Consider the following 26429-nt stretch of genomic DNA (forward strand, 5'->3'; position numbering starts at 1 on the left):
TAGCGCCTCCCGAAGAGAGAAACCATAGCTTCCACGATGCCCGGGGGTCCCAGACAATTCAGAAAGATCCGGGCCTTTTTTCCGGGCTGGTATGAGCAATATACCTCTTCAAGCTCTTTTTCTACCATTTATCCAACCAGTGTAACTCTCCGACTGCAGCGCAGAAAACTCCTCCCCCCGAAAACCGACACAGGGGGTTCTCTTTGATTACAACACCCCCTGTTTTACCTGAAACATGCCCTGTTTTACCTGAAACATGCCCTGTTTTACCTGAAACATGCCCTGTTTTACCTGAAACATGCCCTGTTTTACCTGGAACATACCCTGTGCAGCTTGGAACATACCCTGTGCAGCTTGGAACATACCCTGTGCAGCTTGGAACATGCCCCGTGCAGCTTGGAACATGCCCCGTGCAGCTTGGAACATGCCCCGTGCAGCTTGGAACATGCCCCGTGCAGCTTGGAACATGCCCCGTGCAGCCTGGAACATGCCCCGTGCAGCTTGGAACATGCCCCGTGCAGCCTGGAACATAGCACAATACGTAGCACATTGCATCTGTTCCAGGTGTTTTGGGGTATGTTCCAAGATGTTTTACCCATGTTCCAAGCGTTTTGGGGCATGTTCCAAGATTTTTTACCCATGTTCCAAGATTTTTTACCCATGTTCCAAGATTTTTTACCCATGTTCCAAGATTTTTTACCCATGTTCCAAGATTTTTTACCCATGTTCCAAGATTTTTTACCCATGTTCCAAAATGTTTTACCCGTGTTCCAAACGTTTTGGGGCATGTTCCAAATATTTTATCCATGTTTCAGGCATTTTCGGTCATGTTTCAGGCTGCTTTACCCGTGTTCCAGGCATTATGTATCGTGCACTAAACGTTTTTCCCTCTTGCAAGCGGGGTTTTTATAGTGTTCAATGGTATTACCTATTTTCAACACTACCTATACTGTCTTCAACACGACCAGCGATCGATAGGTATAACTGTCGTTGACCACTATACGGATGGCCGAAAGCGGTGCTTCCAGCTGAGGATTATATTTGCGGAAAAGATGAACAAAGAAAACAACATTGTAAATTCCATCCACACAAGACTTTTGACCCTCCCTTTACCCCCCCTCTCCCTTTCAGCGCCTCAGCGGTACGGTATTTGCTTAATGTAAGGCAAAGACTCAGCATCCTATCCGTGGATTAAAAAGGCCTTAAACCTAATTTTTCCCTTACAACAGACCCTATCACTGGTCTTCTCTCTCATTTCTGAGTCCCATTGTTCTCACTGTTAATAATTTTCGTACACAAACATAAGAATTGTTTCCCTCTCAATTTCGCTTTAAAACAAATAAGGAGGAGTTAATGAACGTTCCTGCAGCACTCAGAATCATGCGCATCTATCCCAATGCTTCTAACACTACCAAAAGCCCCAAATTCTGTGCAGAATCGGAAATCATAATACAAAATATGGGAGCAGATAAAACAGTATCCATATGGGGGCAAAGACATGGTTCTGTCTGGGAAGATTGTTTTGGTAAGTGGGCCGAATCATTACCTGAAAACAAAGAAAAATGGATCACTTCATGTGATAAGCCTTTTAGCCAGTTTGTTATAAAGTATGATGTAAATGGAATGGAGTATTGGGATAACAATGACTCCAATAATTATATGGTATCGCAGCATTCAGAGCAGTTAAATGTTATCACCGGGCAGCAGTTTCCAGTTGTGATGGGAGAAGCGAATTTTAAAGACTCAAAGCTAAAAATTTTTGCAGCTATTCAAAATAGAGGCAAACAGAAAAGCGTGGGCCTGCTCTATACCACCGATCAGTGGAAACACCATCATACAATCAAAGGCAAACATAGCTGGACTATGGACAGTGGCATTGAAGTGTGGTTATTTGAGCAAGAGCTGGATGCACCGGGGGTTGAATTTGCCCTTTTTTGCAAAGTAGGAGAAGAGGAGTTTTGGGATAATAACTTTGGGCGCAACTATACTGTTTCACACCTGAAAACAGATTCATCTCAGCCCAAACCGGAAAACAGTACTGAAAGCCTGTGGGACAAAAAACCGACTGTTAAAACAGCGCAGAAAAGTTCTCCTAAGCCAACAAAGAGTAAAAGAAGCAGAAAACCTAAAACAAATGAATTGCAACCAGCAAACTAACTGGAGCAAATACAAAAGGGGGTTGATGTACGGTTGACTATCTCAAGATAAAACAGAGAGAAACGATCAAAAAATCAACCCCATCCTAAAAAACGCTTTTATCCTTATAACCCAAGAAGAGTTCTGCATTTATTTACAATTTCTTTTCCAATATCTTTAGAAACGACTTCATCAGCCCCGACCTCTTTTGCTTTCTGTTCATATCTGGAAAGTTCATGCCCTGTAACGATAATAATTTTTATAGCAGCATTATGTTGATGAACCTTACGGGTCAGATCAAGCCCACTTATTCCAGGTAGAGAGATATCGATAATCATCAGATCTGGCGTAATCTTTTGGATAAGTTGCAGCGCACTCTCTCCTGAATCCACCGTCTCAACTGTTATGTTTTGGTGTTTTCTGAAGAGCCTTTTGTAAAGAAGCTGCATATCTTCGTTATCTTCTACCACAAGAATTGTTTTCATACTTACTCCACACTTAGTTGTTGAAACTGAGGGTCAAACGGCAATGTCATTTTTATTTTGGTTCCTTCACCGGGAGTTGAGTAGATGGTAAGATTTCCACCAAAAAATCTCAGCCGCTCTTCAATACTGAAAAGTCCCATATGGGTTTTTTCACCGGCAACCAGTCTCTGCTTTTTTATATCGAACCCCTGTCCCTTGTCTTCTACCTGTATAATGATATGGTTGTGATCACGTATAACCTCCAGGAATGCCTCATCGGTACCAGCATGTTTGATAATATTGGTTAACAGTTCTCGCACAAGCTGAACCAGCAATACACGCTCCTCCAGTCTAATATTACTAATATCCTCAACTATATTTACATCCACCTTTAACTTATACTGCTTTTCAATGTGATGCACCAGCCAGTTCAGTGCAGCACCAAGCCCCTCACTTGCTAAAACCGGTGGATTAAATTCTATTGCAAGGCTTTTAGTGACTTCTAAAGCCTTGGAAATTAGTTCTCTAAGCTCATTAGTATCTTCTGCTATCTCATCAGCAGTACCATCTGAAACAGAATCTTCCAGCAACCCAAATCGGGCCTTTATTGAAAAAAGTATCTGCTGAAGATCCTCATGCAGTATGGTAGAAAGATCCTGGCGTTGTTTCTGCTCTGCAAGAGTGAGTGCCTTTGCCAAATCACGAACCTGATCAGTTCGTCGGGAGACCTGTTTTTCCAGTGAATCAGTTAAATTTTGAAGTTTCCCTTTACTTTGTTCAAGTTCAAGCTTCTGGCTTTCCAGCTCCCCGGTGCGAAGTTTTACCTTCTGCTCAAGTGAAGCATTGAGCTCTAATAATTTTTGTTTTGCCTCAATACGTTCAGTAAGATCACTTACAATTATGCAAATATCATCTCTATCGACAATATGCAGCGGTGCACTTGAAAGATATGCCGGAAGAATGGAATTATCCCGCCTGAACAAATCAAAATCGCGATGAATGTCACCGGTTTCGATAGATTTTCTTATAAACTGCTCAATAGTTGGTACCTGTTCTTCAGGCACCAGCTCCTGAACCATTTTTCCGACCAAAGCAGAGCAGGGTATATCAAGCATGTCACAGAACCGGGTATTGGCGTAGAGAATTACCCCTTGGGAGTCTATGGTGAAGGCACCTTCGTTCATTTTTTCAACCATAGTTCTGTAAGCGGTTTCGGCCCCCTGAATTGTAAACACTGAAATTCCACTTGCGGTCTGAACCACTATAGCATCAGCTGCACCACTGCGTATAGCCTCAAGATTTGACTCAGCCAAAGCCAATTGTTCTTCAAGATCTTTAATGCGTATTTTTTCTGTATTGTTCTCATTCTTACGTTTATTCATAAGTGTAATCATGGTCCCATAAAAGAAGCCTTTTACTCAACAATCTCTATATCCAGACCGGCCAGTAGCTTTTCTTCTTTGGTCATATCCCCAACAATCTTTCTTACCGGAAGCGGCAACTTTTTTATAAGCATAGGTGCAGCAAATACCTGATCACTACGTGCTGCGTTAGGTTGTTTATACAGATCAATAATTTCAAGCTCATAACGTCCATGAAGATGTTCTTCACAGAGTTTTCTAACCTGATCAATTGCTTCAAGAGAGCGGGGGGTAATGCCTGTTACAAACAATCGCAGTACAAATTTAGAATGATGGTCCCCCTTTTTTATGGCCTCCTCAAATTCCTCTGTTGTACTTTTTTTCTTTTTTGCCATCTTATTACTTTTCCTTTATATCAAGTCCCACTAAAACACGATCGAAATTTGAAAGATCGCCTATAATTTTTTTTACCGGTGCGGGTAGATTGCGAACAAGAGTAGGAATTGCCACGATTTGATCCCCCTTTGCAAGCTGTGGGTTTTTAAGCAAATCTATAACTTCAATATCGTACTCTCCCTTTAAATGCTCATCACATATTTTTTTTAAATTTTGAAAGGCAGCCAAAGATTTTGTCGTCTGACCAGCAACATAGAGTCTTAGCCACCACTGTTTTTTTTCTCCAGTATTTTCGTTTTCAGCGTTGCTGCTATCTAACTCTCTATCTTCAAGGTTATCTGTCATCTTTTAATCCTCTGAATTTGAAGTATAGATATCTGCTTATGTATTATATATCAGCCCGTCTTTTGGAGGCGATATTCTTTCTCTCCATTGAAAGTATCTTTTCCCTTTGTTTCATTTCTTCGATTTCCTTAATGAGCAGCTCTTTTTCTGTTTCTGCTTCAGCTTTTAACAGCTTGATCTGATTTTGCAGCATCTGGTCTTTTCTCTCTATTTTCTTTTGCAAACTCTCTATCTTTTGTTTTCTCTTAAGATTTTCCGCATTTTCTTTTGCTTCCTGGCTTACTCTTGCGGAACCGGTAAGAACACCATCACGACCTGTATATACATCGATAATATCTATCCCCTTTGGGGTTATTAAAAATTCCCTGATTTGATTTGAATGGTTTATACCTCTTGCTTTAAGGACATAAATCCCTCTGTTTCTTTCTCCGTTTAATTCAATGGTTTTAAGGAGTATCCAGGTATCCATAAGTGATGAAACACCAGCTTCCGTTGCTTCGTGTTGTTTACCTCCATGTATAAGATCTGTGAACATAGCGGTAATATTGAGTCCTTTTATGTAATCGATCAGCCGAACCAGCATAGATTTTACTTCATTTAAGGAACCAACAGAAATGAGGTTTGATATGGGATCCACGATTACCATATCTGGTTTATGCTCATTGATCGCCTTATGCATAGAAGCCAAATGGAGCTCGAGTCCCCACACTGTAGGTCTCGCTGATTCTATTTTAAGATTGCCCTTTTTTATATATTTTTGCAAATCGATATCCAAGAGTTTCATATTTCGTATTATTTGAGATGGCGATTCCTCAAAGGCAAAATACAAAACATTTTTCCCACTTTCACACCCAGATTCGGCAAAAGAAGCAGCAAGCGTTGACTTTCCTGTACCCGATGTTCCTGATACCAAAATACTGGAACCATAAAAGAAGCCCTGCCCCCCAAGCATAGTATCAAGCCGCTGTACTCCCGAAGAGATTTTTTGAGTGGAGACCTGATGCTCCAACTGCAGTGAGGTCACGGGTAAAACAGAGATCCCCTCCTCATCAATTAAAAATGGGTATTCATCGGTACCGTGAGCAGATCCGCGATATTTTACCACCCTCATACGTCGTGTAGCAATGCGTTCATCTACCGTATGATCAAGCAATATGACACAATCTGCGACATACTCCTCCAGCCCGTGACGGGTAATAGTGTCGGTTCCCCGCTCACCGGTAATAACAGCAGTAACGCCTTTTTCCTTTAGCCAGTAAAAAAGACGACGCAGCTCAGCCCGTAAGACAGCTTCATTGGTCAAACCGGAAAAGAGGGCTTCGATGGTATCGAGTACCACCCGCTTTGCTTTCACCTGTTCGATTCCATAGGCTAAACGCACAAACAAGCCATCGAGACTATACTCTCCGGTCTCCTCAATTTCACTTCGCTCCACAAAGACGTAATCTATAGATAACTTATCTTTATCCATCAGGTCCTGAAGATCGAACCCCAGGGAAGCAAAATTTCTAACGAGATCTTCTGTTCTCTCCTCAAAGCTCATTAACATACCTGGTTCATTAAATTCCATTGCCCCCCTTGCCAGAAATTCCATTCCAAAGAGCGTTTTCCCGCTCCCCGCTTTCCCTGCTACAAGGCATGGTCTTCCCTGGGGTAATCCGCCTCTGGTAATCTCATCAAAACCAGTTATACCAGTAGGGGTTTTTTGGAGTTTCTTAGGCTCTCTTTTAGGGGGAGTTTTTCTGTCGGTTTTTCCTTTGCTCATCTGGTGTTCCCTGTTCATATATGCACCATTGCCTATCATTAATCATCATAGTTCAGCATCAAAAATCGCACCAGATTCTAAAAAACAGTAGCGATCAAGAGCAGAAAGCTCAAAGAAAGGAATGAGTGTGTAACTAAATGTAGTAGCTTATGCCATTACAGCAGTAGCAGTGCCAGCAAATAGTGGATGGGAGCCTTGGTGTAAGTCATTACAAAATGTGGAGTGTACTATAACCGGATAGTAAAATAGAAAGTCGCGCCTCTGTTTTCCTCACTTTGGGCCCAAACGTCTCCATTGTGTCTGTTTATTACTCTTTTCACAATTGCTAAGCCTATACCTGTTCCAGGAAACTCACTTCCAGAGTGAAGTCTTCCAAAAGGGGCAAAGAGTTTTTCGGCATAGTTCATATCGAAACCAGCACCATTATCCCGTACAAAGTATATATGCTGTCTATCTTTGCAGATACAACCAAACTCAATTAGTGGTTGCTCAACCTTAGCGGTGTATTTCCATGCATTTCTGAGAAGATTAGATAGCGCAAGCCGAATGAGATTGGGATCACCCGTTGTTTGAAGATTTTCCTCAATGTTTACAGAAACATCTCTGTTTGGCTCCATTCGTTTTAAATCCTCAATTACAGATCGGGCTAACTCAGAAAGGTTTAATGGTATACTGTCCATCTCCTGATTGCTAACTCTTGACAGGCTCAACATATCATCGATTAAGCTATTCATTTTCTTTGTACCGTTTATGATATGATCAAGATACTCCTTTGCGGTTTTATCAAGTTTATCAGCATAATCTTCCAGAAGAAGTTCGCTGAAGCCTGAAACCGCGCGAAGGGGTGATCTGAGATCGTGAGAAACGGAGTAGCTAAAGGATTTTAATTCCTCATTGGCATAGGCAAGATCTTTTGCGTGCTTTTTTAATTTCAGCTCCATCTTTTTTCTCTCTCTTATATCAAGTCCTATACCGATACGTCTGCCATCTTCAATAGTTACAGTAGCCCAGCTGGTTTGTATTAAATCACCACTTTTAGTACATAATTTTAAATCAGTAAAGTTTGGCTCGGAAGAATCCATAGATTCTAACATTTTTTCCCTGTAGTGGGGATCAGGAAAAAGCTTTTCCAAAAAATCTTGACTCTGAGAATCCTGATCAGTCCAACCCGTTACTTTAATGATAAATTTGTTGATTATATAAGTTCCTGTATCAGGATCATAAATACTAAGCATCACCGGTATAGAATCAAATATTGTCTGCAAAAGGGAACTTTGGTTTTCTAGTTTAGTATTAAGGTGTTGAAGATCCCGTTTAGCTTTTATTAAATCCTGATTGGCTCTATCAAGTTCCTGGTTTTTCTGAATCGCGTTTTCATAGGTGGATAAGAGAAGATTAATTGTTTGCATGCGACCAGCAGAAACAGTATACTTTTGACCAGCGTAATTAATTTCTATCTCTTCCGGTTCTTCCATTGTCCCCTTGTAATCGAATATACTCTCAATTCTTGAGACAAGGTAAGCATCACTATAGGGTTTAGTAATAAAATTATCAGCGCCAGATTTCAATCCGTTAATCACGTCCTGAGGATCGGTGAGTGCTGTTACCAGAATAACCGGAACTTTTGAGTAGGAGGTTGAGGCCTTTATTTTTTGGGTAAGTTCATAGCCGTTCATATCCGGCATCATTATATCACTGACAATTAAATCGATAGGTTCTGACTGAAGTTTCAACAGAGCGTCTTTACCATTTTTGGCGGCAAGTACCTCATGACCTCTTTTTTTGAGTACATGGCGCAACCGCTCTCTCTGCGTTGCACTATCTTCAACTATAAGAATCGTTTTGCCAGTAGTAGTATTCATCCCTGCCCAATTCTCCTTTTATTTTATTCCAGGCCACTTATTATCTTTTTTGCAAAAACTGACTAACTCAGGCAATTTTAGCGCGATTTGCAAAGGGTCGTAGTAATAAAGAGCCGCATTCAGTTTAGCAGCCGCGCCCGGCATCCCATAAACTACTGAAGTATCTTTATCCTGCACGATAGTGATACCACCTATTTCCCTGATTTTTAACATCTCTTCGGCTCCATCCTTCCCCATACCTGTAAGCAGAATGGCAATCAGACTTTTACCATATATTTTACGCGCTGATCTAAACAGATAGGAAACGGAAGGTTTAAGATTATTTTCCGGAGGTTCATCAACCAAAACAATACGACCAAGCTTATCTATACCCATCTGATAGTTATCAGGTGCCAAATAGGCATGTCCCTTTTTTATCTGTTCTCTATTTACAGCAATGGAAACTTCAATGCCCGTTGTTCTATTTAGCCACTCCTGTAATCCCTGAACGAATCCTTCAGTTATATGCTGTACAATCAATATGCTGGCGTTAAAATTTGAAGGTAAATTCCTTAGTATAGTCTGTAAAACAGGCGGACCTCCGGTCGAAGCACCAATAACGACAACAGGTTCACAATAATTTATAGTAACAGGGCGCATATCTCTATTGCGAGTTATTTTTTTTCGTCTGGTAATGACTTTTACTTCAGACATCAGCCTGAGGGTATCTGTGAGCTTCTTTTCCTCGCGCTTTTTTTCTTCACTATTAGGTGAAGGCCTTGAAACCAATGCCACAGCGCCTTCTTCAAGTGCTTTAAATGTAAGTTCTTTAAGATATCCAACATCCATCGCACTCATCACCACAATTGGTAACGGTAAGGAATGCATTAATATTCGTATAACTTCGATGCTGTTACCCTTGGGCATTTCTATATCAAGAAGTAAAACATCTGGCTTTAAATTCTTTACCCGTTTCTCAATTTCCTTTCCCTCAGTTACAATACCGCAAACGGTAAGATCTGATTCTTTATTAATCAGTTCGCTGATTGAAAAAGCGAATTCTTTATTTCCTTCAGCTATAAGCACACGTATCATTTTCTATACTAAGTCCTTTATAGTATCAACTAAATTAGTCTTTTCAAACCTGCTTTTTACAATATAAGCATTTGCGCCGGCTTCTATTCCATGTTCAATATCCTCTCTTGATTCCAGTGCAGATATCAAAACTACGGGCATTCGCTTCAGGTTAGCATCCTGTCTTATTTTTCGGGTAAGCTCAAAGCCGTTCATTCGTGGCATCTCAATATCTGATACTACAATATCTACTTTTTCGGTTTTAAGCACAGTATAGGCTTCAGTACCATCTATAGCGGTTTTAACCCTGAAGTCTGAACTTTCAAGTATACTTTTTAGTAAAGAACGAGCGGTAATCGAATCTTCAACAACCAGTACCGTTTTTATTTCACTACTAGATGGTTGCGTTTGTTTTGTTTCATCAATTTGTGTAGCTTTTTTTTGAAATTTATCTGAAGTAAAAATATCCCCAACATTTAAAATAGGGGTTACTTTTCCGCTTCCGGAAATCGTTGCTCCTGCTATCATGCGAACCCTAAACAGTTGGGGGCCAAGATCACGTACAACTATCTCTTTTGCATCCAAAACAGCATCAATTTTTAGAGCTATATGGCGACCAGCAAAATTTAATATCACTGCTGTTGAACTACTTTTTTTTTCATTTGCTTTTTGATAATTTAAATCCAGTATCTCACTTAAATTCATAACAGAAACAAATGTACTCTCAAATTCATATACTGGCGCATCATCTACTTTTTTTATTTCCCCTTCCCCGTACCTAACAACTCTTTTAACATACGCTGAGGGTATGTAATACTCATACCCCCCTGCTTCAATCAATATGCATCGAAGTGTTGAAACCGAAGTGGGAAGAATTATTCTAAAAACAGTCCCCTTTTTCAGGGTACTTTCAACCCACACCTGCCCCGAAAGTTTTTCAACAGATTCTCTTACAATGGCAAGCCCCAAACCTCTGCCTGAGAGATCGGATATTCCTTCTCTTGTGGAGATACCGCTTTTGAAAATCATATCCAGTACTTCCCGATCAGTTAGTTTTTCTGCCTGCTCTTTAGTAACTAAATTTTGTTTTATAATCTCCTTTCTTACCGGCTCAATTTCGATCCCTCTTCCATCGTCTTTTATGCTTATTTCAAACTTAGCACTATCTATCCGGGATAGAAATATTGATAGTTTTGCAACCGGATTTTTTCCTTCTGCGACACGATCCTTTGGAGTTTCTATACCATGATCAACAGCATTTCTTATAAGGTGTAGAAAAGGTGTCTGTAGTTCCTGAAGCATTCTTCTATCAAGTTCGATTGATTCACCAGTAACTTCAATGGTTACCTCTTTATTCTGCTGACGGGAAAGATCTCTCACAATTCTGTAAAATGATTCCGTAAGCTCAGAAAAAGGCTCAACCCCTGCTTTTTTTACATTCCATAAATGTTGGTTTATGGCAGAACTAAAAGCGTATGTATTTTGACGCAAACGATCTTTTAAAAGATCAAGCTTTCTAATAACCTCTCTTATTTTTAATCGGTCTAAACTATCGTCCTTATCAGTATAAAAACTTTCACAATCAAAAAGCAAAGATTGAAGCTCATCCTCAAAATCTAAAACATCTTTAAACGTTTCATCATATGCATTTTTAAGTGGAATAAATTCCTCTGCCTCAATGAGAAATGTTTCCAATTGTTCGGCAGGTAGTTTAATCATTCCACCAAGAAAGTTTTTTCCATATTGTTTTAACAGATCTTTTTTATAATTGAGTGATAGATCGTATGCCCCCTTACCGGCAACGTTCTTTTTCCTACCTTTAGTTTGGCTTACTTTAGCTTCTATACTTTCTAGTTCTTCAATTAGCTGTACAAAATCTTTATCCCTGTTTTCACCCTCAAGAGAAGCTCTGATTAAATCAAGTGCTCTGTGAAGAATATCAAATACGTTCTTATCGGGCACTAATTCACCCTGTTTCCAGGCTAATAGTATACTTTCCAAATACCTGCATGTTGTTTCTATAAAGTGATATTCAACCGTTCTGGCTGCACCCTTAAAAGTATGGGCCTGACGAGATAATTTTTCAAGAAGCTCTGACCTTTGTTCCTCTGCCATCCTCTCCAGTTCAATAAACCCTACGCTGAGAACAGAAATATGCTCCCTGGCTTCCTCTTTAAATATCTCTATAAGTTTTCTGTTTAGCTCTTCTTCATTAGACTGCATAACGCTTTACTTTTTTTCCCGAATCATTTTTATTAAAGGACCTCTATAACATCATTAAGCCGTTCCCCCAAATCCTGAAGATTTCTCATAGCACTCTCAAGCTTCTTTAGACTGGAGACGCTCTGGTGAGTAGCTTCATTTATACTGGTCATGGCATCGGCCATCTGATCCATTCCCGCAAGCTGCTGGCCGCTTGATGCGGCAATCTGTGTTGAAGCTTGCGCGGCTTCAGTTATATTTGAAGAAAGTACCTCAATAGTTTCCCCAGCCTGTTTGGATTGCATAACACCCTGCTCAACTTTTTTTGATGCCTGCTCAGTCGTCAAAACAGTTGCGTTGGTTGCTTTTTGAATGTCACTTAAAATCTCCCGTATTCGTAAGGTAGCTTGTTTAGAGCGCTCCGCAAGATTGCGTATCTCTTCAGCTACGACAGAAAACCCTCTACCGTGCTCACCAGCCCGCGCCGCCTCTATTGAAGCATTTACAGAGAGAACATTGGTAGCATCCGCGAGATCGTTTACAGTATCGGTTATCTGTCCCACCATCTGACTCTGTTCACTAAGCTTTATAATGCCCTGAGCCACCTGGTTCATCTCCTGCTGTATATCACTCATAGCACTGATAGTCTTCTCTATCACCTGTTTCCCGTTTGTGGAAACGTGATAGACGTTCTGCGCACTTTCAGAAACATATTTGGCCTTGTCATTTGATATTCTTGCAGTCTGGCGGGTTTCTTCAACTGTTGATGTCACCTGATTAACGGCTGTACTTGTCTGCACAGAATTGGATGTAAGCTGTGAAGTTGTAGCAACAATCTCATTTGACGATACCGAAAGCTCCTGCGCGGATTTAACCACCTTTTTAACCGATGTGCTTACTATTCTGTAAGTACTAATTATTGTTACTATTGCCAAAACCAATACTATTACTATTATTGCAACCATTAAAACTACTGCACTAAATACATCCTCCTCTGCATTTTCAATCTGCTGAAGAAAATGATTCTCCTGGAACTCCAAAAACTCAGAAACATCACGATCGATCTCTTGTGCCAAAGCTTCCACCTCCGGCTTAAGCAGTTCAATTATCTGTACCTCGCCCCCACGCACCGCGTTTATCATCTGCTGCCTGAGTTGATTTAAACTTTCAATATTTTCACTTAACCTTACAAGTATAGCCCTGCCAAAGTCAGTTAAAGGTAGATTCATTACCTCAGTTACTATAGTACGTATCTCAGAGTAAAGTTCCTGAGATTCAAGCTGTAATTCATTCAACTGCTCTGTAGGTTCCATACCTTCTATGGTTTCGATCTGTTCGATCCATTCGGAAATGTAATCGTCTCCCTGAGTTAGGGCCTGGTATGGTCTGAAATCTCCTTCAAAGACATTAACTAGTGTTTGTCTTACATTGTTTACATTAAGAACAAAAACTAACGAAACGATCAACAGCCCTACTATTATTACAACATATGATACTAATAACCTTGCTCTTAATGAGAGCTTCATAGAAGTTCCCTCCCAATAGTTTATGCATATTAAAAAGTAATTTTCCGGGTAGTTCTTTTAGTTTAGAAATGTCTTGTTTTATAATTTGTGATTCGTTGCCTTATTCTATAAATTATCTTTTCCCAACTATCATTCTTTTATCCGAAAGCATTCGCTTAGCATCCAATAAAACGACTTGATCTTTTGTAATAGCTTTCATATAACTCTCTTCACTTTTTTTAAAACCTTCTGGGACAGAGCACACATCATTATACTTTATTTTTTCGAAGCCCAAAACAGAATCTGCAATAACCCCAAATTTCATAGTTTCTGATTTAAGAATGATAACACTTCCTTCCTGTATATTTGATTTTCCAGTAAGCCCCAGCAACTCTCTTATACTAACAAGAGATATAATTTTTCCTCTTACACTAATAATTCCCAGGATAAAAGATGGTGTAAAGGGAAGCGGCGCATAGTTTTCGATATGAATTATACCTTCGACGTACATAGCTTCAAAGGCATAGGCCTTTGATAGTAGTCTGAAACTTACAATTTCACAGTCTTTATCTTTACCTGTTTTTGGAGTTTTACGTGCCAACTCTTCCGCACGTGCTTTTAAAATAGCCTGTTCTTTTTGATGCTCGTTTTCTGAATATTTCATCTACCACTTCTTTCACTTTCGATCATCTCTATAAGCTCAAGTAATCTTCCGGCAGGAAGTCCGTCAGATTCGGGAACGATTGTATCATAAGGCAATTTCTTCAGTAACCGTAGCGCATTTTTGAAATAAATTGATGCTTCATTTATTGACTTTTTTCTGATTACATTAGCCATGGTAAAATGAGCGATAATAAATTTAGGATCTAAAAAAATCGCTCTTCTCAGAGCTTCCAGCGCCTGCTCTTCTTTGCTTAACTCAAGAAGTATAGTAGATTGCAGATAATAATTTTGAGCTCCAAGCTTGTCGGTTTCAAGCAACCGATTACACCACTTTAGGGCTTCAGAGAAGATTCCGCTGTCGGCATAAGCTTTCGTAAGAAGATAGAGCACCTGAGTGCTCTGCTCACACCTCAGGAGCTCATTTATTGCTCCCCTTAAATCTCCACGCATATAGAGGATTTCAGCATAATTATAGCTACCCCTCTTTACCTCTGGTTTCTTTGGAATGTCTGATTTTTTTTCTTTTAACATTTCGACGACTGTTGTTTCAGTTTTTTCATTCTTACCGTCATGAGTTTCAGACAATACCGGTAATGGTGATTTACCGACGGAAGTTGATTCTGATCTTTGTTTATTCTGTTTTGTATATAGTGTGACACCCCGTATGTTATGAGCGCTAAATAGAGAGAAACGGCGAGTTGAAGCCTCTGCAGGACTTACAACCAAATAACCCTTATCGGTAAGACACCTGTTTAATTTTTCTGTCACATGGGCTCTGACATCCTCCGCAAAATACATCAGTACATTTCGGCACATGATCAAATCGATCGCATTGGTTCCATTTAGTATTGAAGGATAGGTGTCCTCAGCCAGATTTAAATAAGAAAAGGTAACCATTTCCCTGATTTTAGGAATGACTTCAAAATTTTCTTCGTCAATTTTATTAAAAAAAGTTTGCTTTATCCATGGAGCTAACCCCCGAAAAGACCACCTTGTGTATCTACCTTTTATAGCTTTACCCAAAGACAGGGTATTTATATCTGTTCCAAGAATATGGATATTCCACAAATCAATATCTGAAATAAGAGTGGTAAGGAGCATAGCTAAAGAATATGGTTCCTCGCCTGTGCTGCAGCCAGCACTCCAGATACGAATCTTTTTATCTGAAGATTTTCTTTTTTGAACCAGTGGTGATAAAACATGATCTCTGAGTGTATCCATGGTCTTTTTATCACGAAAAAAATAGGTCTCACCAACCGTAAGATGACTGGCAAGAACTTCAACCTGTTTTCTGCTAAGAGGTCTGGCTACAAGCGCAGCCACACAATCTCTGCAGTTACTATATCCCAACTCCTGGCACGCACCTCTAAACTTTTTTTCAAAAATCCCTGCTGAATCGGTGGGTACATCAAGCCCCAGGTGGATACGAACGATCTGACGTATAAGCGATATTTGGTTTTGATCTAACTCATTACATTCCATCTTCACACCCGTTTTCAGCATAGTCAGAAAGAGCCTTTTGAATCCCCTCTCTTTCATTTGAAGATAAAAATGAATCGAGATCGTGAATTAAAATCATTTCTTTACCTAATTTTACCACACCCTCAATATACTCAAATCTCCCCGGAAGCTTTTCTCCCAAAACGATCTGCTCTTCTGTATACCGTGCCACCGATCCAATTTGATCGACCAGAAGCGCCACAGTCTGTCCCCTCGTTTTTGCAATGATAAACAGATCTGAAGCACTTACTTTCTTTGCACTTAAGCCAAACCGTGCCCTGATATTAAGCACAGGAACAATCGAACCAGCTATATTGATTATACCAAGAACAACTGGAGGGGATTTGGGTAATGCAGTGATGTATGCTGCCCGAATCACCCGAACAACACATTCCAGCCGCAAAGCATATGTCTGATCCTTTAACATAAAAGAAAGCAATGTCTCAGCCATAAAAATCTCTCTAACGTATCCACACCCCGAGTTTAAGCATTTAACTACAGATTGGGCATTTTCAGCTCATCTCACAAAAGCAATCACTATGCCATAAGGCATACTGTACTTGAAAGCTAATAAGATAATTAAACCGGAAAATAAAATCCAGTACACATGAGTGTTAGAATAAGAGGTGTGAAATAGTATGCAACCGTTTAGAAAGGCTATTCACAGTTTTTTTACAAAAAAGACTTGCCAAACATCAGGTGTAAGCCCATGATTATTAACAAAACACCGCAAACCCGTGTTACAAAAAAATATACCCTCTCAGTTTTAAAAAGTTTGTGCGGTATAACTGCACTTAAAACCCCAAGCGGTATAACGGGTGAAAAAAGAGTACCGGCTCCAAAGGCTGTTCCGTATAACAGACCATCTAACCAGCTTTGAGAAGTGAAAGCAATATACCCAACCACCCCCATTAGAGGAAGACAAGGCATAACCCCTGCCATAAAGCCCATTACCACAGGCACCGCAATCCCCTTGTCGATCTTTTTTTTTCTTAAATTTCGACACACGTTGTGCCCTGTTGTTTTCCCGGCAACAATGAGTAGTCCTATAGAAGCAACAAAAAAGCCCCCGGGGACATATAGATAAACATCCGGAAAAGAGAACAAAACTGATACAGCACTACCTGCGATACCGGCAACTACTCCCAGTAAAAGGTGGCCTGCAAATCTTGAAAAGCAAAAAGCCACTGAAGTAACAGCTCCCTGTTTCCAGCCCCGTTTTGTTGAGGCGATATAGGAAAGTATCACAGGAGAACAAAAAGCGACACAGGGACCGTATGACATGGTTAGCCCCAGAAGAAAAAACTCTCCCCACGAGCCCATTTTAACTATGCTCCATTCTACTGAAATCAAATATTACTCTCACAGTTTCTCCTGTTTGGGGGAATAAGTCGCTGTTTATGTAGTACCCGGAATCTCCCGATTCTCTTTGAAACTGCTTTCTCAGCACTCTCGTTTCAGTATTAAGCATGGGACATCCTGAGCAATCAACATCGGGAGGCGTTTTGAATGCAATTTCATCAAAATAGGGAGAACCCCAAAATATTAAATCCCTGTATCGTACATCATTATGATCTTCCAACGACTTTAATGGGTTATACTTTTTCCCCTCGTGTTCGATATAAATTTTTGGATCCAAGAATTTATACTCCTGTTTGCCGTGCCATAAATCATCCCACATTTGCCAGTTAAGAAGAGCTAATCCCTTCTGCAAACTTTTCAAATCGGTGTTAAGTATAATGGCACACTCCTCTTTTAGCCAATTGTATCCATGTGCGTAAAAAAGAAACTGCACCCACCCGGTGTTCTTGGTAACACGTGCCTCTACCTCAATAATCTGCCTTTGCTTATCTACAAGCAGATTGTTAAAATTGTACACCCTTTCACTTCTGGCGGCCATTTCTCCTGGATTATTTTCATTGTTTTTTATTCTGTGGTATTTGTTTATACGCACCACAGCTAACGATGCCAAAATTAGAATTCCGGTAGTTATGAGTATAGTGGCATTTTTCACCTTTCTACCGCCTTAAAAAGAGTTAATGTTAAAACGCTTGCAAGCTTAAGCCCGAAGATAAGAAAGGATGTACCAACAAGTCCAATAACAGGAATAAGTGCAACTCCGGCAAGCATCCCCCCTATCCAACCACCCAAAAGATCACTTCCGTAAATCAATCCGGCTGTGCGCCCTGTAGAGAAGTATTTTTTTTGCTCAAACAATCTGTTTGCCAGAGAAAATTGCATCCCTACCAATACGCCGGTAGTAATTGACATGAACAAAAACAAAAGTCTTGACTCAACACTACTGAAAAGAAAGAGAATTACAAACAGTGAAAAACCGGCCATAGCCAATTCAGTTTTACATAATAGATTAAAAGAACCCTTTGTATATTTAACTATAGCATAACTGCCTATCATAGTGCCAGCCATAAAAAAGGATACTAAAATCCCTATCCACTGATAAACATAGCCAAAATAGATCTGAAATCCAAATATTATAATCAGATCAAACACCATCCCCGAAAATCCTGTCGAGGAGATGGAAAAACAGATTGGCAGTTTTAAGTTCCTACCCCAAAGGAAGGATAACACTATTACAAACAAGGTTACTATAATGAGAGCTATGAGGCAATTTTTAAGTGTGATATTGTATAAAAATTCCAAAACCGGAACGAACTTTTCTGATAGCATTGAGTTGGTGTAGACGAGATTATAAAAAACCGCTTTAGGGTTACGGTCACTGTTGGAAGCAACTGAAACGGTACTCATTTCATTATTAAACCAATTAGTTCTATGGGCCTGAAATTTATATTCTATATAGAACGGGTTTAAGAGATGAGTGTCTATATTTCTCCTTTCGAGCCGCTTTGAAAGATCTGAGCCTGTTACATGTACCATTTTTTCTGACTGTGAAGCAATGACCATATTATATCCACTACCGGGAAGGACAAAAATATAGTTAAACTCCTCTTTAACTGCACCAATAACAGTAGCATTCAGTTTCTTTAACTCTTGAGACATGTAGTTTCCACTTCCAGGGAGAGCAAAGCTGACTATTGCATCGTTATTGAGGATTCTCTTTAGGCTATTAAAAAACTCCTTAGTAAAAAAACGGTTGATTTGTAGTGTTGATGGCTGATCAAACCCCAAAATGATGACATCGTAATTGGAAGATGTTTGTTCAACAAATGCTCTGCCGTCCTTTCTTATAATATTTACTTCATTGGCAGAAAATTCTTTTTCGGTTAGTTCTGTGGGGTATTTTTTCAAAACCTCGATAGTTAAAGGGTCAAGTTCAGTGTAATCAATAGTGGTAACACCATGTTTAAGCACCTCATTTATATACCCCCCCACACCAGAACTAATCATAAGAACACTTTGGGGCGAATCATGAAAAAGCATCGGGAAGTGAGATCTTTCTTCCACTGTAACAAGATCAGGCGAAGGTAAATTTATTATTGGTAACCCATCTGAATAAAAAGTTAACTGGTCGTGTAATCGGGTTACTGAAATATTGGAGTACCTGGAACTTCTATTGTAAATAAGTTCCTGGGATTCAAAGCGATTACTTAATGATCTGTAGTCCAGTTCATCCCAGAATGGTTTGGCAAAAAAGATAGCCACCAAAAGTGACAGTATCAAACAGTAACAACACTTTGCGATTTTGCTCTCGGGCATCAAAAATAATTTTATAATTCCTACGGATACGACACTATTGATTATACCGGTAAAAATAGCGGTATGAAAATTTCCCATTAAAGGGATAAATATTAAGGTCAATCCCAGGCCAGCAAAAATTGCCCCAATGGTCTCATAGATGTATACTTCGGTAATATTATGGGATGACGTTTTGTTACTAGAAATCCTATCAAATATTTTACAGCTAAAAGTAAAAAGTGCTCCATGAGTCAAGCTTACCGGCAACAAAATAAGCATAGAAGAAATAAAAAGTTCAACTATTCCAAGTGCCTGGCCAGAAGAAACCGAAAAAAAAGAGTGTATAGACCTGGTCTGTAAAACTGCTACAGGAAAACTAACTGAAAAAATCAACGTCAGTGCAACAAACACCCCCGTGACATAAACATTTCTGTCACTTTGTCTGCCAAGTATGTAGGCTCCCAGAAATTCCAGAAGAAGCCAATTTGCGAAAAACACCCCCGCAGAAAGTTCATTTCCCTGAAAAGTAACCAGAAATTCACGTAAAAGAATTATCTGAGCAACAATACCCGATGCACCCATCACTACGGTGGCCACAACAAGCATTGCTTTACTACTACTGCCAAATTCCTGGAATTTTGTAGCCACAGTAACCGCACTTACCCTCTTTTATCTTATTTTCAAGGACTGAAAAATGAACTCTGTGAATTATCTTTTCATCACAACCGGGGCAGTAGGTTGAGTTATAGCTATGGCCGGGAACATTACCTACTGTGATAAAATGCATTCCAACTTCCTCTGCAATCGAATGTGCCTTTTCAAGCGTTTTAATTGGAGTTGATGGTAAGTGTTTCATTTTGTATGAAGGATGAAATCTTGAGAAATGAACAGGCACATAAGGTCCTAAATTGTTTTTTATCCATTCACACATCTCCCTTATCTCATTTATATCATCATTTACCGTAGGTATCACAAGATTAACAATTTCAACCCACACCCCTGCTTGATGAATAATTTTTAGCGCTTCAAGGACAGGTGCAAGTTCTGCATTGGCATTATCATAGGCTTTTTGGGAAAATCCTTTTAAATCAATGGTTACAGCATCAGTGTACTGAAGAAGCTTTCTTAGTGGTTCGGGGTTAATTGCCCCATTTGAATGCCATATGATTTTTAGACCATTTTCTTTAGCAAGTTTTGCAACATCATAAACATATTCATAAACAGATATAGGATCATTATAGGTGAAAGAGATGGTAGGTATACCCTGCTCTAAAGCAAATCTTACGATAGCCTCAGGAGGAAGGTTATAATAGTTGAGATCTTCAATGGATCTTTGAGATAAATGCCAGTTTTGACAATGATTACAACTAAAGTTACATCCTGCAGTACCGATACACAGTATTTGAGTTCCTGGCATCATGTGATACATAGGTTCCTTTTCGACTGGATCTATCTGCACAGCCGAAGGGCGTCCATGTACAATGTTATACAGAGTCCCGCCTTTGTTTTCTTTGTTTTTGCAATACCCCCGTTCACCTTGAGGTATTACACAATTTCTAAAACATATATTACATTCAACTAAACCATCGCCAAGATTTTGATAAAACATTGCTTCTCTGTGATAGGAAGGTCCTTGAGAAGGAGTTGCAGAGGTAAGGTGTGATTCGGAATTATGTTCTGCCATAACAGGCAATGTATAACGACTAAACAAAACTATTGAGACGACAGCAGTTGCCATTATCACTAACGAGGAGATAGTTATTACCAATCTGGATCTGCTAATCATTGTTTACCCCGCTCGGAAATTTTCTGTATACTAACAAAAATAATATACTTTCTACACCTTTTAGCAAACGCTTTAATTTTTCAAACAAATAATCCCCTCATTAATGAACATTTTGAGCTTAGTAGATATAACAGTAGATGGTAGTATTGCTGACTTCAGATGTTTAAACTTTTAAATCCTAATTAACGAATTCTTAGCCAAATTTCCTGTAGAAAGATTGGAGCCCCCTCTCTTGCCACCCTACATTTTTCTCATATTCTTTGGCACATTGCAGTAGCCAGTCACCAATTTTCTGTTTTTTATTGTTTAATTTACGACTAAAACGGGTAACACCCATCCGAATGGGAGCTAGTACAGCAGGTTTAATACTTTTTATACGGGGTCAGATCCAGGAAGAAGAGTGATCGCAAAAAAAAAGCGACTTTCAGTATGAAAGCCGCTAGTATTCAAATTATGGGGTGACTGAGGGGACTCGAACCCCCAACAACTGGAACCACAATCCAGTGCTCTAACCATTGAACTACAGCCACCATGAGAATATTTAAAATAGCTCTTTGCCAAGATTTAGGCAACTACTTTTGTAGAATAAATTCACCCCAGGTACCAGGCACCTGTTTTTGAGCTGATTGTGGTAATGATACGCTAAGGTTTTGATTACTGTCATACTCAAAAACAGCAAACCCCAGCACACGTTCTTCAAAAGGTATTAGTCCCAATTCATCCCAGGGAATACTTACGAAAACCATCTCTTCGTTAGATATCTGCTCAATATTTTCTCCCCATACCCTTTTCTGGTACTGTAAACCTTCTTCGTCATCGTATGAGCGCCTGTAGTGAGTACCCAGCACAGAATCGGTCTCGGTACTGTAGCTAATGAACCTGTCAGCCCATGCAAGAAATGCGTACTTTCCACATTTGGGGTCAAAACCAAGCTTTAACTCCTTGCCGCTTACTTCTGATTTATGTATCATCAAAAATAGTGCATTGGTATTCCAGGCAAGCGAAACACCAGCATCGTTTTTTTCTAAAAGGGTACTGTCTTTTGCAAACGATACAACATCATTTAATTTAGAGTCATCATCCACGCGAAGAGCTTTGTTAATTCTCTTACTCTCTAACAAGTTAAGATCAGCAATCCCAACGGGCCCTAATCTGTCATTTTTTTCCGTACCAGGCACATTCCATTCAATACTGAGCCACTGATCACCCCCCAGTTGAGCTCTGCCCAACATACCAATCAGAAACTCTCCAGAGTAATCATCCATCGTTACAGTATTTGACATCAGTTGACTGGCTCTGCCAGGAGAATGATGTTTCACAGAAAAAGTTATCTGATTTTGCGGTAATTGCGCTGTATCAGCCTGCAATCTTACCATTAAAGAATCATTTCTTAGCGTCATCCACGGTAGAGGTGAATTAATTAAAACATCCGAAGCTGAGACATAAACAGCCAATCCGGATATCAAAACTCCTACATAACTAAAAAGCCGCTTCACTTTACTCTCCCTTCCAGAAAATGTATCATAATTTCTGCCTCAACTCTTATAATTCATAAGAAAGCATTAAAAGAGTCATTCTGCAGAATTAAAAATATACCTTCTGGCAAAATGCCCACAAAAGTTATAGAGGTGTTTTAGAGCAATAATTTAATTTTAATTACGATTTTACTCTAAATCTTTTCCGTTACTCTTTATTATATCCCTGTAATAATGGGCAGAATCCTTAAGAGTTCGCTTACCTGTTGAAAAATCCACATGTACTAAACCGAAGCGATGCTTGTACCCCCATTGCCATTCGAAATTATCCAATAGGCTCCAGTAAAAATACCCGGTGTAAGGAATACCAGCTTTAATGGCCTTTTTCATAGAAGAAAGATACACTGCGATAAACTCTTCTCTCTGTGGATCGTGTACCTTGCCGTCCCTGGAGATAATATCACTCATACTTGTGCCGTTTTCAGTTATGACGATCGGTAGCTTGTACCTTTGGTAAAAGAATTCACCAGCCCAGTACAAAAGATCCGGAACAACAGCCCAGTCATAGGTGCTCATGTTGTATCCGGGCTTATGAGGTACGATCTGTGGCTTACCCGATTCATCTGCCTGCACATTTATGGAAGTGTAAATGTTAGCTCCAAAAAAGTCGAGTTTTTGAGATATCAACTCCATATCGCCTGGTTTTATATCGGGAGCAGCATTACCGTACATCTCCAGTGCCTCAGAGGGATATCTCCCCAAATATACAGGATCCATCCACCATGCACTATTCCATACAGAGTCGGGTTCAACAGAAAAGGTGGCCTTTTTTGCAGCCTCAACATCCTCTTTTTTATTGCTCTGAGGACATCTAATCAATCCACATGGCGCAAAACCAATTGATGAAGAAGTTTTAGCACGATCACGAATAACCGAAACAGCCCTACCGTGTGCAAGTAATACATTGTGGCCGGCCTGAAGCGCTTCAGACATGCTGAGTTGTAAACCCGGAGCGTTTTTTCCATTTAAATGACCATTTCCTATTATTACCTGGGGCTCATTGATGGTCATCCAGTTTTGCACTCTATCGGAAAGCCTGTCAACAACAACTGTAACAAATTCAGAAAACCAGTGGGACGAATCCGGATTTTGCCAACCACCTCTAATTTGCAGCTCTTGGGGTAGATTCCAGTGATAAAGAGTCACCCATGGTGTAATCTCTTTCTCAAGAAGCTTATCAATCAAACGATCGTAAAACTCAAGCCCCTTTTGGTTCACTCTGCCTTTGCCTTCAGGCAAAATTCTTGGCCAACTCACTTCCAATCTGTAAGCACCAAGACCAATGGAACGCATCAACTCTACATCTTCACAATACCTATGATAATGATCACACGCTACATCTCCATTGTGCTGATTCCAAATAGTATTGTCTCTTTTGCAAAAGACATCCCAAATTCCCAGTCCCTTTCCATCTGCATATGCTGCACCTTCAATTTGATATGAAGCAGTAGCAGCCCCCCAGATGAAATCACTTGGAAAAGACATATCTGAAAACCCTTTCTATTTCTATATTTAATACTGTAATTATATTTGAATATATAAAAAAAAAGGACTGTCTCATTGAGACAAGCCCTCTTTACAAAATTTATAATCAGTTCGGAATTAAGCTTTGCCGGCGCTTCCGAGAACATTTTCGTTCTTGTCTATCATCATTTTTATCAACTCTTCGCGTGCAGGTCCAAGGTATTTTCTTGGATCGAACTCTTCAGGTTTATCGGCAAATGTTTTTCTAACCATTGCAGTCATAACAAGACGACCATCGGAGTCGATATTAATCTTACAAACAGAAGACTTTGCAGCGCGTCTGAGCTGTTCTGAAGGAATACCAACAGCGGCTTTAAGATCACCACCATTGTTATTAATAATATCAACATATACAGGTAGTACAGAGCTGGCACCGTGAAGAACGATTGGAAAACCAGGAACAAGTTTTTCGATTTCTTCGAGGATATCAAATCTTAATGGTGGAGGGACAAGTACACCCTCTTCATTTTTTGTACACTGTTCAGGTGTAAACTTATAAGCACCATGAGAAGTTCCGATTGAGATAGCAAGTGAATCAACTCCGGTCTTTTTTACAAAATCCTCGACCTGTTCAGGCTTTGTATAAACAGATTCTGCAGCAACCACATCATCTTCAATTCCTGCAAGCACACCCAGCTCACCTTCAACAGTAACATCGTACTTATGTGCATACTCCACTACTTTTGCTGTAAGCTCTACATTTTTTTCGTAAGGATGGTGTGAACCGTCAATCATTACCGATGAAAATCCGCTTTCAATGCATGATACACAAAGTTCATAGGTATCACCATGATCAAGGTGAAGTGCCACAGGCATATTGTGTCCTGCGTCCCGTGCCATCTGAACAGCTCCCTGAGCCATATAGCGCAAAAGTGTCTGGTTTGCGTATTTTCTTGCACCGCTTGAGACCTGCATGATTACGGGTGAATTTGACTTACCACAGGCAGTAACGATAGACTGTATCTGCTCCATGTTGTTAAAATTATATGCTGGAATAGCATACCCACCCTCAAAAGCCTTACTGAACATCTCTTTTGTATTAACAAAACCTAAATCTTTGTAGCTTACAGACATACAAAATCCTTTCACTATGGAATGCTAGACTATCAGTACATTACTGATTTTCTTTTTCAGCAGCTTGTTGGTTAATTTCACTGCTTGTTTCCGATTTTGCCTTCTCTTCACTTGCTGCTGAAGGTTTTTGAACCGGAGAAGCTTTGGCTTTTCCTTTTTTCTTCCCTTTCCTTACCGGATCGGGATTGCCTCTGCCTACAAGTTCAATAATCGACATTGGTGCATTATCACCTCTTCGATCACCCAATTTAATGATTCTTGTATATCCACCATCTCTTTCTTTGTAGGAAGGTGCAATATCATCGAAGAGTTTTTTCAGAAGAGTTTTATCATGTATACTTCTGGATGCCAATCTTATACCATGAAGATCACCTTTTTTTCCATAAGTAATAAGACGCTCTACAACTCTTCTGACTTCTTTAGCCTTTGTCTGGGTTGTTGTCACTCTTTCTTTTTCAAGAAGTGACATAGCCAGATTAGAGAGCATCGCTTTACGATGACTGGCTGTTCTGTTAAGTTTCCTTCCGGATACTAAGTGGCGCATTTCTCTAACCTTTTCCTTAGTTGCCTTATATTTTGATTGTTACTTACTAATTTCAGGCAGATTCTTGTTCCTGCCCCATTACTTTGTCAACATCCATACCGAATGTTAATCCTAAATTGCCCAGTACATGATTAAGCTCAATAAGAGATTTTCTTCCAAAGTTCTTATATTTAAGCATGTCTGATTCCTGGTTTCTAACCAAATCAGCAAGGGTGTGAATATTTGCAGCTCTGAGACAATTGTTTGATCTTACAGAAAGCTCCAGTTCATCAACCCTCATTTTGAGCAGTTGTCTTAGTTTTTCAGTCTTCTCGTCACGAACAGTTTCTTCTACGGGTTCAAATTCACCTTCAATGTTAATAAATAATTCAAGGTGATCATAAAGAAGTTTAGAAGCATAGCCAAGTGCATCTTCCACATTTAAGCTTCCGTCTGTCCAAACATCAAAGGTGATTTTATCAAGATCAGTACGTTGTCCAACTCTTGTATTTTCAACAATGTAGTTAACCTTAGTTACCGGTGAAAATAAAGAATCAATGGCAATAGTACCGACAGGATCATCTTCTCTTTTGTTCATCTCTGCAGGTACATACCCTCTACCATCCGAAACACGCATTTCAATCATAAGTTTTGCATCAGAGTTGATAGTAGCGATATGCAAATCAGGATTTAACACTTCCACATCTGGATTTTTCTCAATATCCGATGCTTTCACCTCTCCCTCACCGCTCACCTCAAGCTTAAGAACAGCATCCTGATCAGCTACTAACTTCAATCTAAGCTTTTTAAGGTTCAAAATGATATCGCTAACATCCTCAACTACTCCATCGAGTGTTGAGTATTCGTGTGCAGCACCCTCGACCCTAACAGATATCACTGCAGCACCCTGTAGTGAAGAAAGCAGTATTCTTCTCAGAGCATTTCCTAAAGTATGTCCCCACCCTCTTTCAAGTGGCTCTACAATAATTTTACCGAAATTTGGTATGTTTTCCGGATTCTCTATCTGGACGCCCTTGGGCATCAACAAGCTTTTCCATTTCATCTTGTTTCACGTCTCCCT

At 39.8% G+C, this 26429-nt stretch carries 22 protein-coding genes, 1 tRNA gene and 1 pseudogene; 1 reads left to right on the forward strand and 23 read right to left on the reverse strand.

Annotated features, from left to right (window positions below; translation table 11 throughout):
• Positions 1-207 precede the first annotated feature (207 nt).
• Entirely contained in the window at positions 208-585 is a 378-nt protein-coding gene (locus QA601_01275) for a hypothetical protein (protein ID MDG5813698.1), read from the reverse strand.
• Positions 586-1353: 768 nt separating this feature from the next.
• Here QA601_01275 and QA601_01280 point away from each other — a divergent pair.
• Complete coding sequence (locus tag QA601_01280) at positions 1354-2157, forward strand: carbohydrate-binding protein (protein ID MDG5813699.1); 804 nt, start codon at positions 1354-1356, stop codon at positions 2155-2157.
• Positions 2158-2261: 104 nt separating this feature from the next.
• Here QA601_01280 and QA601_01285 read toward each other — a convergent pair whose 3' ends face one another.
• From QA601_01285 to QA601_01390, 22 genes and pseudogenes are all read right to left on the reverse strand, one after another.
• Positions 2262-2621: a response regulator gene (locus QA601_01285; protein MDG5813700.1), complete on the reverse strand. Its 360-nt coding sequence runs from the start codon at positions 2619-2621 to the stop codon at positions 2262-2264.
• 2 nt (positions 2622-2623) lie between these two features.
• On the reverse strand, positions 2624-3982 hold the full coding sequence (locus QA601_01290; GenBank protein ID MDG5813701.1) for a PAS domain S-box protein: 1359 nt from the start codon (positions 3980-3982) through the stop codon (positions 2624-2626).
• 32 nt (positions 3983-4014) lie between these two features.
• A complete protein-coding gene (locus QA601_01295) occupies positions 4015-4356 on the reverse strand; it encodes a circadian clock KaiB family protein (GenBank protein ID MDG5813702.1) in 342 nt (113 codons plus the stop codon).
• A 4-nt stretch (positions 4357-4360) separates the two neighbouring features.
• The gene (locus QA601_01300) at positions 4361-4702 is read right to left on the reverse strand and encodes a circadian clock KaiB family protein (GenBank protein ID MDG5813703.1); all 342 of its coding nucleotides are present in this window, start codon (positions 4700-4702) and stop codon (positions 4361-4363) included.
• 43 nt (positions 4703-4745) lie between these two features.
• Positions 4746-6467, reverse strand: a complete 1722-nt coding sequence (kaiC, locus tag QA601_01305; protein ID MDG5813704.1) for a circadian clock protein KaiC — start codon at positions 6465-6467, stop codon at positions 4746-4748.
• A gap of 227 nt (positions 6468-6694) precedes the next feature.
• Positions 6695-8329 (reverse strand): response regulator, encoded by a 1635-nt coding sequence (locus tag QA601_01310; GenBank protein ID MDG5813705.1) that lies wholly within the window; start codon positions 8327-8329, stop codon positions 6695-6697.
• Positions 8330-8347: 18 nt separating this feature from the next.
• Positions 8348-9403, reverse strand: a complete 1056-nt coding sequence (locus QA601_01315; protein MDG5813706.1) for a chemotaxis protein CheB — start codon at positions 9401-9403, stop codon at positions 8348-8350.
• A 3-nt stretch (positions 9404-9406) separates the two neighbouring features.
• A complete protein-coding gene (locus tag QA601_01320) occupies positions 9407-11605 on the reverse strand; it encodes a response regulator (protein ID MDG5813707.1) in 2199 nt (732 codons plus the stop codon).
• A gap of 32 nt (positions 11606-11637) precedes the next feature.
• A complete protein-coding gene (locus tag QA601_01325; GenBank protein ID MDG5813708.1) occupies positions 11638-13110 on the reverse strand; it encodes a methyl-accepting chemotaxis protein in 1473 nt (490 codons plus the stop codon).
• Between the two features lie 112 nt (positions 13111-13222).
• Entirely contained in the window at positions 13223-13753 is a 531-nt protein-coding gene (locus QA601_01330; protein MDG5813709.1) for a chemotaxis protein CheW, read from the reverse strand.
• On the reverse strand, positions 13750-15234 hold the full coding sequence (locus tag QA601_01335; GenBank protein MDG5813710.1) for a CheR family methyltransferase: 1485 nt from the start codon (positions 15232-15234) through the stop codon (positions 13750-13752). Before QA601_01335 ends, QA601_01330 begins: the two co-directional genes overlap by 4 nt.
• Positions 15224-15703, reverse strand: coding sequence for a chemotaxis protein CheW (locus QA601_01340; protein ID MDG5813711.1), 480 nt, complete (start codon positions 15701-15703; stop codon positions 15224-15226). The genes QA601_01335 and QA601_01340 overlap by 11 nt, the downstream gene beginning before the upstream one ends.
• A gap of 221 nt (positions 15704-15924) precedes the next feature.
• On the reverse strand, positions 15925-16575 hold the full coding sequence (locus QA601_01345; protein MDG5813712.1) for a sulfite exporter TauE/SafE family protein: 651 nt from the start codon (positions 16573-16575) through the stop codon (positions 15925-15927).
• A gap of 1 nt (position 16576) precedes the next feature.
• Positions 16577-17266, reverse strand: coding sequence for a hypothetical protein (locus QA601_01350; GenBank protein ID MDG5813713.1), 690 nt, complete (start codon positions 17264-17266; stop codon positions 16577-16579).
• On the reverse strand, positions 17263-19554 hold the full coding sequence (locus QA601_01355; protein MDG5813714.1) for a hypothetical protein: 2292 nt from the start codon (positions 19552-19554) through the stop codon (positions 17263-17265). Before QA601_01355 ends, QA601_01350 begins: the two co-directional genes overlap by 4 nt.
• Positions 19523-20692: an AmmeMemoRadiSam system radical SAM enzyme gene (gene amrS / locus QA601_01360; protein ID MDG5813715.1), complete on the reverse strand. Its 1170-nt coding sequence runs from the start codon at positions 20690-20692 to the stop codon at positions 19523-19525. The genes QA601_01355 and amrS overlap by 32 nt, the downstream gene beginning before the upstream one ends.
• A 454-nt stretch (positions 20693-21146) precedes the next feature.
• Positions 21147-21222 (reverse strand) — tRNA-His (locus QA601_01365).
• A gap of 42 nt (positions 21223-21264) precedes the next feature.
• On the reverse strand, positions 21265-22188 hold the full coding sequence (locus QA601_01370; GenBank protein MDG5813716.1) for a hypothetical protein: 924 nt from the start codon (positions 22186-22188) through the stop codon (positions 21265-21267).
• A gap of 168 nt (positions 22189-22356) precedes the next feature.
• Positions 22357-23712, reverse strand: coding sequence for a GH1 family beta-glucosidase (locus QA601_01375; protein ID MDG5813717.1), 1356 nt, complete (start codon positions 23710-23712; stop codon positions 22357-22359).
• A gap of 117 nt (positions 23713-23829) precedes the next feature.
• Positions 23830-24825 (reverse strand): class II fructose-1,6-bisphosphate aldolase, encoded by a 996-nt coding sequence (locus QA601_01380; GenBank protein MDG5813718.1) that lies wholly within the window; start codon positions 24823-24825, stop codon positions 23830-23832.
• Positions 24826-25015: 190 nt separating this feature from the next.
• Positions 25016-25369: pseudogene (rplQ, locus tag QA601_01385) on the reverse strand (50S ribosomal protein L17).
• Positions 25370-25421: 52 nt separating this feature from the next.
• Positions 25422-26411: a DNA-directed RNA polymerase subunit alpha gene (locus QA601_01390; protein MDG5813719.1), complete on the reverse strand. Its 990-nt coding sequence runs from the start codon at positions 26409-26411 to the stop codon at positions 25422-25424.
• Positions 26412-26429 lie beyond the last annotated feature (18 nt).

The organism is Chitinispirillales bacterium ANBcel5, assembly GCA_029688955.1.
Lineage (GTDB): Bacteria > Fibrobacterota > Chitinivibrionia > Chitinivibrionales > Chitinispirillaceae > Cellulosispirillum > Cellulosispirillum alkaliphilum.

Coding starts and splice junctions, on each gene's coding strand:
- QA601_01300 (MDG5813703.1), bottom strand. CDS start 4,702: ATGACAGATAACCTTGAAGATAGAGAGTTAGATAGCAGCAACGCTGAA.
- QA601_01335 (MDG5813710.1), bottom strand. CDS start 15,234: ATGGAATGTAATGAGTTAGATCAAAACCAAATATCGCTTATACGTCAG.
- QA601_01280 (MDG5813699.1), top strand. CDS start 1,354: ATGAACGTTCCTGCAGCACTCAGAATCATGCGCATCTATCCCAATGCT.
- QA601_01330 (MDG5813709.1), bottom strand. CDS start 13,753: ATGAAATATTCAGAAAACGAGCATCAAAAAGAACAGGCTATTTTAAAA.
- QA601_01295 (MDG5813702.1), bottom strand. CDS start 4,356: ATGGCAAAAAAGAAAAAAAGTACAACAGAGGAATTTGAGGAGGCCATA.
- QA601_01390 (MDG5813719.1), bottom strand. CDS start 26,411: ATGAAATGGAAAAGCTTGTTGATGCCCAAGGGCGTCCAGATAGAGAAT.
- QA601_01340 (MDG5813711.1), bottom strand. CDS start 15,703: ATGGCTGAGACATTGCTTTCTTTTATGTTAAAGGATCAGACATATGCT.
- QA601_01315 (MDG5813706.1), bottom strand. CDS start 9,403: ATGATACGTGTGCTTATAGCTGAAGGAAATAAAGAATTCGCTTTTTCA.
- QA601_01375 (MDG5813717.1), bottom strand. CDS start 23,712: ATGTCTTTTCCAAGTGATTTCATCTGGGGGGCTGCTACTGCTTCATAT.
- QA601_01320 (MDG5813707.1), bottom strand. CDS start 11,605: ATGCAGTCTAATGAAGAAGAGCTAAACAGAAAACTTATAGAGATATTT.
- QA601_01380 (MDG5813718.1), bottom strand. CDS start 24,825: ATGTCTGTAAGCTACAAAGATTTAGGTTTTGTTAATACAAAAGAGATG.
- QA601_01325 (MDG5813708.1), bottom strand. CDS start 13,110: ATGAAGCTCTCATTAAGAGCAAGGTTATTAGTATCATATGTTGTAATA.
- amrS (MDG5813715.1), bottom strand. CDS start 20,692: ATGATTAGCAGATCCAGATTGGTAATAACTATCTCCTCGTTAGTGATA.
- kaiC (MDG5813704.1), bottom strand. CDS start 6,467: ATGAGCAAAGGAAAAACCGACAGAAAAACTCCCCCTAAAAGAGAGCCT.
- QA601_01285 (MDG5813700.1), bottom strand. CDS start 2,621: ATGAAAACAATTCTTGTGGTAGAAGATAACGAAGATATGCAGCTTCTT.
- QA601_01290 (MDG5813701.1), bottom strand. CDS start 3,982: ATGAATAAACGTAAGAATGAGAACAATACAGAAAAAATACGCATTAAA.
- QA601_01310 (MDG5813705.1), bottom strand. CDS start 8,329: ATGAATACTACTACTGGCAAAACGATTCTTATAGTTGAAGATAGTGCA.
- QA601_01345 (MDG5813712.1), bottom strand. CDS start 16,575: ATGGGCTCGTGGGGAGAGTTTTTTCTTCTGGGGCTAACCATGTCATAC.